A 12,632-nucleotide genomic window follows, 5' to 3' on the forward strand; every position below is an offset into this window, starting at 1 on the left:
CTAAAACTCACAAAATTAATTGTGAGTTTTTTATTTATTTATTTTTTGTAAAAATTTTGTTTCCTAATTTTATATACTCATTAACCTTGTCATCAAGAATTTCGAAAGCCATATTATAAATTTCTTTTGAATATACATCGACACCAGCGTCCCTTAAGACATTAACCGGTCAATCTTTATCCCCTGCTGATAGAAAGTTGTTAACATAATTTTCTAATGCGCTTTTTCCTTCGACTTTATATTTTTGAAAGAAGAAGTTTGCCACAATGTAACCGAGTGCATATTTATAAACATAAAAATATGAAAAGAAATGCGGCACCATAACGCTATGAATATTTATTGGATTGCCAATTTTTACTTCATTTTCACTTATTTGATATTTTTTTGATACATCAACATAAATTTTTTCAATAGCTTCATATGAATTAAGAGGTTCATTATTATCAATGCGATTATATAACTCATATTCAAAATTAGATCAATGTGTTTGTCTTAATACTGTGACGACAAAGTCATTAATGCTTTCATTAAGTAAAAAGAATTTTTCTTCATCTGTTTTTGCTTTTGAAATTAAATAATCATTTAGTAATAACTCATTAAATATCGAAGCTATTTCGGCTATGAATACAGTGTATTGACTTCGATATACACTTTGGTTTTTATTTGAAAAATATGAATGCATTGAGTGTCCCATTTCATGGCACAAGGTGTTTACAGAGTTGAATGTATTATCTCAGTTCATTAAAATATAAAGCTTATTAATTCCATGCGTTGAACCAATTGAATATGCTCCCGATCTTTTTGAGGGAACATTTATATAATCTATTCATCTTTCTTTGATAGCTCTATCAACTATTTTTGGGTATTCATATGGCATTACTGAGGTTATGTCTTTTAATATTTTTTGGCCATCCTTAATTGAATATGAATTCTTGATTTTTATCAAATCAAGTGAAGTATCTCATAATTCCATTTTTTTATTGAATTTAGCTTCAAAGAATTTAGCATGTGCATTATGATATTTTTTAAATATATCTATATTTGAAATTACGCTTTCATAAATAATTTCAAGCAATTTTTTGTCAACATGGTCATTCATTAAAATTGAATCAAGCGTTGAAGGATATTTTCGATGTAGGGCATTAACCGATAACTCCTTGATATATTGATATAACATTTTGGCTAAAATTTGTTTATGTTTTAAATAACCATTCAAATAATTAAAATAGCTTTCTTTTCTTACTCGTTCATCAGCGTGTTTTCTAAATGATTGCATGCTTGCTCTTGTAATTTCATGTTTTTTGCCATGTCTATCGTGTGCATAGCCAAATGTAATTTCACTATCGGTTAAAACACCAAACAATTCAGTTACATCTGGATGACCAGAGATTGTATCGTTTAAATATGTTTCAATCTTATCATCCAATTTATGATCTAGTTCAAGCAATATTGCCTCAAGATCTTTTTTTACTTCCTTTAATTCTGGTTTATTTAGCCATTCTTTAATTTTTTGTTTATGTCGATCAATACGATTAATTTCTGAGCCCAATCTTTTTGCGTATTTGGCATTTGTTGCTTCAAAAGTTGCTATCATCTCATTGATTTTAGGATCAATAATGTTTATATTCAATTTATTCGATAGATAATTTTCAATTTTATTACTCAACAAAATGAATTCCTCATTTAGTTTTATTGAAGCAACAAAATTATCAAAATTATCATATTTTGAATCTTTTATTTCTATTTGTTTCTCAAACAAGGCAAAATATTCATCAAAAAGTTGCTGATATGTTTTATTGCCTAAAATATCTTCCAGGTCAAAGCGATATTCTGACTCAATTTCTTCATATTTACTATATTTTTTCATTAATACCTCCTCGATAAAATTAAATTATACAAAAAATAAGTTCTAGCAGAACTTACTTATTATTATCTTTATCTATAAAAATTAAACTATCAATTTCACAGTTTAATCTTTTTCTTGCATTAAAACCGTCAAGTTCCATTAGCACAATAATTTTTAGGATTTCAACTCCTTGATCCTTTAACAATTTTGTTATTGCTTCTAAGGTTCCTCCGGTAGCTAGAACATCGTCAATAATAACTGCTTTTTGTCCCGGTTTTACTAATCCCTTTTGAATTTCAAGGATTGAGCGCCCATACTCTAAACCATAAGCACAACTAATAACTTCGCCAGGCAGTTTCCCCTTTTTTCTTACCATAATAAAAGGTTTAGATAATTTAGCGGCTACAGGAGTGCCAAAAAGGAATCCTCTAGCGTCTGGTCCGACGATAATGTCTGCATCTTTAGCTAATTCTGACATAGTATTAATTGTGTAATTTAGGGCATTACCGTTAGCCAAAAGAAGAGATATATCCTTAAATTTAACACCTGGTTCAGGAAAGTTTTCAACTGTTCTAATATATTTTTTTAATTCCATAGCCATAATATTATATTACAAATTTACTTATAAAATAAGTAGTTACAAAAATTAAAATTTAGAAGTAATTGTATTTTTTATAAAAACATTTTTAAAAAATATACTTAATTTTAAATCAAAAATATTGTCAAATGTTTCTTAGAACCTTCGATTCTGATAAAAGTGCTATAATTCTAATTATGAATAGTAAATATGTATATATTGATTTTGAAGCGATATCAAATCCTTTTGCCAGATTATTAGCAATTCCAGTTAATACTCCCTTTGCTTATACAGTGGGTGCTTTAAATCAAAATGGAAAATTCGAAACAAGAACATTTATTATTGATTTTTTAAAAATTAAATCAATAAAAGGCATTTGATCAACATTGAAGCAAAATATAATAAAACATATATACGATATTAATTCAAAAATTGATATTAATGAAATTACATTTATAGGACATAACCCAACATTAGAAAAACAAATATTAATAAAATTGTTTCCAAAAAATTTGGTTAATCCATTATTAGATCCCTCATGTCCTGTTTTATCTTTATCTAAACTCACAGGGCCAAAATTTAGTAAGGAATATTTTCCTAATATAAAGAAGGCTATTAATCAGTCTGACGTTATATCATTAAAAAAACGAACCGCAGGTCGAAACGGTGCAATTGCTGCTTTTGTAGGCTTTTGGTTGTATGTTAATTCAGTTTCACATTTAAGAGCCAATGATAAAAGAAAGAAATATATGCTCAATCTTAATAAAAATTTAGTTATTAAGGAACTTAGACATTATTCAGGTGATGATGTTAATAAAATGATATTTTTAGCTTCTGACCCAGAAAGAACAGATTTGTTAATAAAAAGATATTTATATAAAAAAGATTTTTTAAAGTTAATAAAAAATATTGATTTTGATGATAATTTGACACTAAAAGGAATTAAGGAGAAGATTTGAATTCTTTAATTTAAATTTTAAATATTTTAGAAAGGAGTAATTATGTCATCTAATGTTTTAAAGAAAGAAAAAAAGCATTATTTGAGAAGATTGCTGCCTCAATCTAAGCATGATTTAAAGCTCTATTTTTCAAAAACATGGCCAATAATTATTGGTGAAATTTTGTTTTGCTTAAATGGTTTTTTAGATAACTTTATGGTAAGTCACATTCCTTCGGGAATTGATGCCTTAACTTATGCCAATACTTACACCGGAATTATATATACAATATTTTTTGCTATACAAGGTATTGCGGGTATGTTTGTTGGCCAATATTATGGTAGAAAAGACTTTGATAAGGTTAAACAAATTATGAACCTTAGAATATGGATGTATTTATTTATAAGTATTTTGCTTGCTGTGGCTTCTTGAAGTCAGCCGACTGCATTGATACATCTTATTGGCGGCGCCAAGATTAAGGGTGCAGCTCTAAATGAGGCAAGAATGTATTTAATGCTTATTGCAATTTCGTGAGTTTTGACATCCTTTAACTTTAACACGAATATGCAACTCAATGAAACTGGTCATTCAAATCTAGCTTTTATTTCAGCATGTCTAACTCTTGCTACAAATGCTACAATAAATTCTATTTTATTGTATGCATTTAAGGGTCATGCTTATTATGCGGCTTTTGGTTCTATTGTTAGTGGATTGGTATGTTTGTTGTCAGATTCCTTATTAACTTACTATAAGGATAGGCCAATATTTATTAACATTTTCAAAATTCACTATATAACTAGGCCGATTGCAAAGCAAATATTAAAACGCATACCTGCTATGTTAATAACAATTGTTGCAATGGTTATTCTACCTATTAGAATGATCATTTGGGCTAGAGCCTTTCCGGATGATTTGGCAAACGGTTCCGGAATCGGGGAAAAGTGAATGGGAATTAACGCAGTTACAATTTTAGGTTTAGTTGAGAGTCTCTCATCGATAACATCGGCCATTACCTCTGCCTGTTCATCTAATGTTTCATATTTTGTCGCTGGTAACCTAGGCAGAAATAATTTTGAAGAAGCAAAAAAACACGGTTATGCTCTAAGGGGTTTTCATACTATTTCAGGTTTTTGTATGTCATTGATTATGTTAGGCGTTATTTTTGGTATTGCCTATTCACCCGCTACATCAAAAGGGACACAGGAATCCATTTCTCATAATATTGAGTTTTATTTAAGATCAAGTGACCCAAAGCTAATACAATCAGTGTTTGATGTTCAACTAAAATCTGGAGTAATTGATCCGCAAATAATTAATAAGGTAACTCAAATGCTTAAAGATGTTAGAAATGGACAATCAGATTTCGGCAATAGAGAGATTATTGAATTTCTTAGATTGCCCGTTGTTTTGGAATGAACAAGTCTAATGAAGGCTCAAGTTGCATCAACATTTACTAGAATATTTTTGCTTACATCATTAACATTTTTATTTATTAATCCTATTTGGTGTTGGTTCTATATAGCCGCTGCATTGCCAGGGGCTGGCGGAAGGAATATTGTTGGTTCATTAACTATGTTATCTGCGCATTGATTATCATTTATGTGATTAATAATCCTAACATTTGTAATCATTATACCGCTACGAAATAATCATACAAGCTCTTTGAGCCTCGAATTGTCATATTTTCTATATTTTTCAATTGATTTCGTTAGATGAGGGATATTTGAAATTGTAGCAGCTAAGGTTAACTGATTAAGAAATGTGACTGAAGAGAACCAACATAAGAAACCAAAAACAATTTCGTAAATTAGCATAATTAATATAATTATTCATTGCTATAAAAAAAAATATTTGGCGGTTAGTATCAATACTAATCTAATTTAAATTATTTGCGCAGCTAAGAATTCGAGCACTTTTGACAATAATATTAGAATTTTTTTAGGTAAGCAAGTTACGAGAGTAATATGTTTGGTAAGAAGTATATAAAGATAAAATTAAAATAAAATGCTTAAATAGTTTTTTGTTTATAATTTATATTGTTAAAAAAGGGCAATTACCCAAGCGGCCGAAGGGGACAGTCTCGAAAATTGTTAGGAGTTAATAGCTCGCAAGGGTTCAAATCCCTTATTGCCCGCCATATTATTTTAAAAATGAAATATCCAAAAAAGTAGGCATCTCAAAGGCCTACTTTATTTAATTTTTATACCACTGTTTTTCATTAATTCAAGTGCAAAATCATGATATGCTTTTCTACTATGATTTTCATTTTCAAATGTATCAACAAGTTCTTTATAAATGATAATTTCCTTATCTAAACCCTTAAAATTAAGATATGTTTTCAAGGTAAGGGCAAATTGCAATATGCAAATATCAGTACAACATCCTAGGATTTCAAATACATCATATTTATAAATTAAGTCAATTAAACCTGATTTAACAAAGGCAAAAAAAGCGTTGGTTGAGTTTTTTTTAATAACATCGGTTACATATGGTTTTAGTTCGTCTACTATTTCAGCTTCTCATGTTTCTTCTAAACAATGTAAAGGGTATGATTGCATTTCTACGTCATTTTCCTTGTGTGAGTCGCAAACAAATAACATTTTTTCATTTTTATTTTTAAATAAATACTTTTCAATCTTTGGGATTAGATTATTGATATGAGTGCTTGCCATTTTTCCTTTGTTACAAAAACCGTTTAGCATATCAATTACAAAAATTATTTTATTCATTATACCCTCTTAATATTAATTTTATAGAATCAATGTATTAAGCTCTTCTATTAAAAAGACCTTGCTATCGTGAATTATTTTAACATTTTTTAAAAAACAATATAATATTAATTTGGATACATCTTTTGTGGGACATAGAGACATATAAATGTTGGTGTATCTAAAGTTCGAATTTTATTTATTTTTTAATTTATATGAAAGGAAATATATGATGGCCGAAGAACAAATGGTTGTTACTTCTGACACAAAGAAAAAAATAAGTTTCTTTGCAGCAATCATGGTCGTACTTGGTGGTTCGATTGGTGTTGGTATCTTCTTAAGATCTAAAGCAGTTCTAGAATACTCTGCCGGAAATATCGCTCTATCATTAGCGACATGATTAATTGCCGGTTTTGCTGTTGTTACTTTAGCTCTTGCTCTAGTTGAAGTAGCGTCAGGTCGTAATGACAACTTAGGTATGATTGGTTGATCTAAGGCGTTTAACACGCTAGCCATATATAAGGCTAATAAGTTCTTTATGACTTACTTATATCTACCATTTACATACTTCTTTATGCCTTATTATGTAATACTTCAATTCCAAGACGCAGCTTCTGGATTTGGATTAACTCCAAACTTTGGTGGATCACATGCTGCTCCATGAATTTACTTCGTTATTGGACTAGTATTAACAATATGAATGCTATTTTCAGCTGGTTTAAGTGGTCGTGCTGGAAACATTCAAAACTTAATAATAACATCAGTTAAGTTTATCCCATTAGTAGCTATCGTAATTGTTGGATTTATCTTCCTAGGATTACGTGTAAAAGAAGGAAATGCAGATATCTGAACCCCTATTACTAAGGAAACATTATTTAACAAAGATTCTACAAACTTCTTAAAATTAACTCCAGTTTTAGGTATATTTGGATCAATTGCAGGTATCTTCTTTGCATTTGATGGTTTCTATGTTTCTGCTGGTATTCAATCAGAAATGAAGAATCCTGAAAAAACTCCTGCAGCTTTAGTTATTGGTCTATTATCAATGACTGGTATTTACATTGTTATTGCTGCAGCTATGTCACTTGGTGCTAAGTCAGGTGGTTTCTATGACTTTGGTGATTTATTAGCAGGAAAAGGTCATGGTTGAGCATTTGGTCTAATTAATGTATTTATCGCTATTGGTGTTATAGGTATTCTAAACGGATTCTCATTATGAGCAACTCGTTTCGTAGAAGACTTAATTAAAGAAGGGGAAATTTATGTTCCTGCTTCAGTATACAGATATATGAAAAACAGTAAAATGCCAATCGTTGGAACTCTATTCTGTTTATTATTATCTCTACCATTTATGGTTGTATTTACAGCAATTGGATCGTATGCATATATCGACATTACTGGTTATGGAACAGGATACGGATACGACATTGGTACATTATTGTCATTCTCAGACTTAATGGCTAACTGAATGGCTGTATTTGCATTTATGTTTATTGCATTAGCAGTTGTTGGTGCTCTTGAAAACAGAAAGAAAAACTTTATTGCTGTTCAAAAGAACAAACACACAGTATGAGCAGGTATTATTGCTGTTGTTATGGTTATAACAACATTAGTATTCTACATGTTAGATCCATTTGTTTCACTTGGATTGACACTTGCTAAATACTTCACAGCTCAAGGAACTGATAAGGCAAACTTTGTTTCTGACTTAGTTGGATATGGTGCAACATCAGCATTATTTGTTCTATATATGGTAATTTTCTTTGCTTCAACACCTATTGAAAAACAATTAGCTCTATGAAGAAGAGAAAAATTATCAAAAATTCTTGCTGGTCAATACTGTGAATGTGAAGCAGAATATTACTGCCCATGTAGATTAGAATTAGCTAAAGAAGCAAATGAATTAAATAATTTAGTTATTAATACATTTGAAACAGCTCGTTAATTCCAAAAAAATAAAAACTAGCACTTATTTTAAAGTGCTGGTTTTTATATTTTTGTATTTTATTAAAACGGATTCATTATTTTTTTTACTCCCCTTAAAAACTATAAAAATAATGTAAAATTTTAAAAATATATCAATAAAATTATTTCCACTGTTTTGTAAAATAAAAAGGTAACTTATGAAAAAAGAAAAGATCGAAAAATACCCAGAAATTAATGATGATATGTTAGATACTAGGATAAAAGAAGGGTTAACTTCAGCTGAAGCTGCTCATCGCCAGAAAACATTTGGTTTAAATGAATTAAAAAAAACAAAGAAAATAAATCCTTTTTTTACATATTTAACTCAATTTAAAGATATCCTTGTAATTATTTTGTTGTTTGCTGCATTGTTATCATATATTTTCGCAATTATTAGCGCATCTAATAGGCAATGAAACTTTAATACAGAATTAGTTGTTGAATTTATTGAACCATCAATTATATTATTTGTAGTCTTAACAAATTCTCTTGTTGGCGCAATTCAGGAAATAAAAAGTGTAAAGGCTGTTGATGCATTAAGTAAATTAAATCCCTTGCAGGCCAAAGTTATCCGTGATGGTATATTAATTTCAATAGATTCAAAAGATGTTACGATTGGAGATGTTATATTGCTAGAAGCTGGCGATGTGGTGCCTGCTGATGGTTATTTATTATTTTCTTCGAATTTATCGTCAATCGAATCCTCACTGACGGGCGAAAGTGAACCGGCAATAAAAGATTATAATTTCAAGAGGAATTTAGATTTACCTTTAGCTGATCGTAAATTTATGTTATATTCATCTTCAATTATTGCTAGCGGAACTGGTTATTATGTCGTTAGTGCTATTGGACAACAAACCGAGCTTGGTAAAATTTCATCACTTGTAAGTAATCAAAAAGAGGCTATGAGTCCACTACAAATTAAAATTAACAAATTAGGAAAAATATTTGGATATGTAGGACTTGGATTATTTTTATGTAGCATGCTAGCACAAATTTTGTTTGCTGTCTCAAGCCCTTCTTTGTATAAGGAAATGACCTTTTGAAGTACAGTTATTGTTAACGGAGTTTCACTAGCCGTCGCCGCCATTCCTGAAGGTTTAATTGCATTTACTTCAATTATTTTGGCAATAGGAGTTCAAAGAATGGCTAAGAAACAAGCAATTGTCAAGGATTTGATGGCAGTTGAATCTCTTGGCAGCTGTGCAGTTATTTGTTCTGATAAAACAGGTACTTTAACTCAAAATAAAATGACAATTGTTGACATTTTTAGTTCAGATAATAAAAAACTCAGTGATACATCGATGAATGAAAAATATCTAAAAATTATTGAGTACGGTTCACTTTGTTCAGAGGCAAATTTATCACTAGATAATGGAGAATTTAAGGTTGTTGGCGATCCTACAGAGTCATCGTTTTTATATGAATTATATAAGCATTCAAAATTTATGACCAAGGCTAAACTTGAATCACAATACAAGCGTATTCATGTTTGACCATTTGATTCTGATCGTAAATTGATGACTACTATCAATAAGATTGGCGATAAATATATAGTTATCGTTAAAGGTGCACCTGATGTTTTAGTTAATAGAACATTAACAACTATTTATGAAAAAAATAGCATTTTTCATATTAATAATCAATGGTCAAATGAGTCATACCGAGTATTGGCGGTTGCATCTAAAGAAATAACTAAATCAACTTTAGAGGAATTGCTAGCTAAGAAGAATAGTGATCAACTTGATTTTCTAGAGAATAATTTACATTTCGAAGGTTTAGTTGCTATGATTGATCCTCCTAGAGAAGAAGCAAGAGACGCAATTTCAATTTGTCGACAAGCTGGTATCAAACCAGTAATGATTACTGGTGATAATATAAATACAGCTATTTCAATTGCTAAAAAATTAAATATTTTTAATGAAGGCGATCTAGCGATAACTGGCATAGAGTTAGATAAAATTAGCGATCAAGAATTAAGCCAAAATATTGAGAAATACTCAGTTTATGCTCGCGTTAAGCCAGAAGATAAACTTAGAATTGTAAATGCTTGACAAAAAAGAAATCAAGTTGTAGCAATGACCGGCGATGGAGTCAATGATGCTCCTGCCTTAAAGGCATCTGATATTGGCTGTGCGATGGGTATTACTGGTACAGAAGCCTCAAAGCAAGCAGCCAATATGATACTAGCTGATGATAATTTTACAACAATTGTTTCAGCCGTAAAAAACGGTCGTTCAATATATCAAAAAATAAAAAATGTAATTCAGAATTTGCTAATTACTTCTGTTGCTGAAATTATATTAGTTTTTCTTGGATTGTTGATATTTAAGGCTGTATTTCATAATTGAGATGTTTTGAAGAATAAAGAAATATATATTTTATCAGCAACACAACTTTTATGAATTAACTTATTTACCCACGGTTTTCCGGCCATCGCTTTAGGACTACAAGATACAAAAGAAGATTATATGAATCGACGTCCTCTTTCAAAATATGAGTCAATATTTGCTAATAAAATGGGTATAAATATTTTATGGCAGGGCATCTTAATAGGTATTATATCAATGATTGGCTATTATTTGGGTGCTTTATGGGCTTATAATCAAGGTCTTGGGCCTGATCAAATAATTAGTGCCGCTTCAACTATTGCCTTTTTAATTCTCGGTATTACGTCAGCTTTTAACTCCGTTAATTTAATGTCTAAAAAACCAATAATTCTTTCAAATCCATTATATTATTGAAAGGTTTATGCATCTGTTATCTTCTCATTGTCATTTTTATTGCTTGTTGCCCTTGTTCAAAAAATAACAATAGCATTTAAGGGATATGAGGATATTTCATCATCACCGACATTGCTTGCTTATGGGCTTGGCCTTCCATTAATTATTATTCCTATTTATTTTGTTCATAAGGTCATATTATTGTTAATTGAAAAAAGAAGAAGTAAAAATAACTCTATTGTGAATTTCGAAATGATATTAACTCCAAAAGAAAGAAAACAAGCTAAAAAATAAGCTTAAATTATCAAAAAATGATATGTACCCAGAATCCTGGACACATATTTATTAACTAGGCAACACAAATGGATGTTTTCCTGTATTTTACAGGAGGCATCCATTTTGTTTTTGCCTGAATTCTTTTATTGTTATAATAATCCATATATTCATCTACAGCTTTTGAAAAAGATTGGAAAGATTCAAAGTCTTTTTCAAAACTATAATACATCTCATTTTTCATTCTGCCAAAGAAAGTCTCCATAATACAATTGTCATAACAGTTTCCCTTTCTAGACATTGATTGAATAATCCCTTTTTCTTTTAATCTGTTTCTATAATAAGCATGTTGATACTGTCACCCTTGATCAGAGTGAAATATTAAGCCTTCTACATTTGAGAACTTATCAAATGCATTGTCCAACATTCTCTTCACCTGTTCTAAGTTTGGATGTAATGCTAAGTTATATGACACAACTTCATTTGTATGCATATCTAATATAGGGACAAGTAACATTTACCCCATGAGAAGTTAAATTGTGATACATCTGTAGTCCATTTCTGCAAAGGCGCAGTTGTACGAAAGTCTCTGTCTATTGCATTATCAACAATCTTTCCAACTTCTCCCATGTAAGAATGATACTTCTCTTTTGGTCGCTTTCCTAATAGAGATGCTTTATGCATAAGACGTTGAACTCTTTTATGATTAACCTGATAACCTCTTTTTAAAAGTTCCTGGTGAATACGCCTTACCCCATATCTTCCTTTATGTTCATTAAAGATATCTTTGATTTCATTTAATAATTCTTCGTTTCTTAATTCTACAACATCTACCTTATTTATCTCAAAGTAATAAGTTGATTTTGCCATTCGGGTAGCTTTAAGAAGATGTTTTAATTGATATCCTTTTTCACGGAGTTCTTTGATGAGTGCTGATTTTTCGCCTTGAGTAGTGCAGCTTTCATTTCTTCTCTCAAGGCGATCTCTTTTTTTATTACTTCGTTTTCTGCCTTGATATATTCATTTTCTGCTCTTAAACGAATTAATTCTTCGTATTCGGATTCTTCAAGTTTTATGCGATTGTTATAATTAATCTTTTTCATATCTGGATTCCTTGATTTATGCCCTTTCTTTTTATCGATAAGACCATTATATCCATAAATTTCATATTTGCGAACCCATTGATATAGAATTCCTTCACTTATTCCTGCATTAATCGCAATAGAACTAATCGAATTTCCTGCAAGCACTCGAGATACTAACTCATGCTTTTCTTTTGAAGACCAAGCTTTATTTTGTAATTTGTGCTTTAACGCCTCAGGTCCACGTGCATCTTCGATTCTGACCCATTTTCGAACTGTGTCTCTAAATAATTTTTTTGAAACACCATCAGGCGTGTCTGGGGATATACCTTGTCGATACATTTCAGCACACTTTCTTTTAAATTCATAATCATAGCGCATAAAAATAACCCTCCTTACTGGTTTTTATTTGTCCAGTAAAGAGGGTACATATCAAAAGTCATTTTTTTTGCGTACTATATATATAATTATCATATAAGATCCACCCGTAAATAAACTTATGGTTTAAAATCTTGACTAA

The 12,632-nt window shown here is 30.1% G+C and carries 10 protein-coding genes and 1 tRNA gene; 5 read left to right on the top strand and 6 right to left on the bottom strand.

What is annotated here, in order from left to right:
- Positions 1-34: 34 nt before the first annotated feature.
- Positions 35-1,867 (bottom strand): oligoendopeptidase F, encoded by a 1,833-nt coding sequence (gene pepF, locus ACWXVJ_RS01050; protein ID WP_455966151.1) that lies wholly within the window; start codon positions 1,865-1,867, stop codon positions 35-37.
- Positions 1,868-1,919: 52 nt separating this feature from the next.
- Entirely contained in the window at positions 1,920-2,447 is a 528-nt protein-coding gene (locus tag ACWXVJ_RS01055) for an adenine phosphoribosyltransferase (RefSeq protein ID WP_444704823.1), read from the bottom strand.
- Positions 2,448-2,620: 173 nt separating this feature from the next.
- Here ACWXVJ_RS01055 and ACWXVJ_RS01060 point away from each other — a divergent pair, with 173 nt between their 5' ends.
- The 3 genes from ACWXVJ_RS01060 to ACWXVJ_RS01070 all read left to right on the top strand — a co-directional run bounded on the left by ACWXVJ_RS01060 (position 2,621) and on the right by ACWXVJ_RS01070 (position 5,498).
- The gene (locus ACWXVJ_RS01060) at positions 2,621-3,391 is read left to right on the top strand and encodes a hypothetical protein (RefSeq protein WP_455966153.1); all 771 of its coding nucleotides are present in this window, start codon (positions 2,621-2,623) and stop codon (positions 3,389-3,391) included.
- Between the two features lie 33 nt (positions 3,392-3,424).
- Positions 3,425-5,167, top strand: coding sequence for an MATE family efflux transporter (locus ACWXVJ_RS01065; protein ID WP_455966155.1), 1,743 nt, complete (start codon positions 3,425-3,427; stop codon positions 5,165-5,167).
- Between the two features lie 241 nt (positions 5,168-5,408).
- A tRNA-Ser gene (locus ACWXVJ_RS01070) sits at positions 5,409-5,498 on the top strand.
- Positions 5,499-5,550: 52 nt separating this feature from the next.
- Here the strand turns inward: ACWXVJ_RS01070 and ACWXVJ_RS01075 are convergent.
- Positions 5,551-6,090, bottom strand: a complete 540-nt coding sequence (locus ACWXVJ_RS01075) for an isochorismatase family cysteine hydrolase (protein WP_455966157.1) — start codon at positions 6,088-6,090, stop codon at positions 5,551-5,553.
- A gap of 208 nt (positions 6,091-6,298) precedes the next feature.
- On the opposite strand from ACWXVJ_RS01075, the gene ACWXVJ_RS01080 reads away from it, so the two are divergent.
- Both ACWXVJ_RS01080 and ACWXVJ_RS01085 read left to right on the top strand, forming a co-directional pair.
- Entirely contained in the window at positions 6,299-8,014 is a 1,716-nt protein-coding gene (locus ACWXVJ_RS01080) for an amino acid permease (protein WP_438340370.1), read from the top strand.
- Positions 8,015-8,192: 178 nt separating this feature from the next.
- On the top strand, positions 8,193-11,051 hold the full coding sequence (locus ACWXVJ_RS01085; RefSeq protein WP_455966159.1) for a cation-translocating P-type ATPase: 2,859 nt from the start codon (positions 8,193-8,195) through the stop codon (positions 11,049-11,051).
- Between the two features lie 55 nt (positions 11,052-11,106).
- On the opposite strand, the gene ACWXVJ_RS01090 is transcribed toward ACWXVJ_RS01085, so the two are convergent.
- Genes ACWXVJ_RS01090 through ACWXVJ_RS01100 form a run of 3 tightly spaced genes read right to left on the bottom strand, consistent with a single transcriptional unit; the run spans position 11,107 to position 12,493 of the window.
- A complete protein-coding gene (locus tag ACWXVJ_RS01090; RefSeq protein WP_455966161.1) occupies positions 11,107-11,547 on the bottom strand; it encodes an IS3 family transposase in 441 nt (146 codons plus the stop codon).
- Positions 11,526-11,900: an IS3 family transposase gene (locus ACWXVJ_RS01095; RefSeq protein WP_455966162.1), complete on the bottom strand. Its 375-nt coding sequence runs from the start codon at positions 11,898-11,900 to the stop codon at positions 11,526-11,528. Before ACWXVJ_RS01095 ends, ACWXVJ_RS01090 begins: the two co-directional genes overlap by 22 nt.
- Positions 11,901-11,923: 23 nt before the next feature.
- On the bottom strand, positions 11,924-12,493 hold the full coding sequence (locus tag ACWXVJ_RS01100) for a transposase (protein ID WP_455966164.1): 570 nt from the start codon (positions 12,491-12,493) through the stop codon (positions 11,924-11,926).
- Positions 12,494-12,632 lie beyond the last annotated feature (139 nt).

Source organism: Mycoplasma sp. 773, from assembly GCF_053851515.1.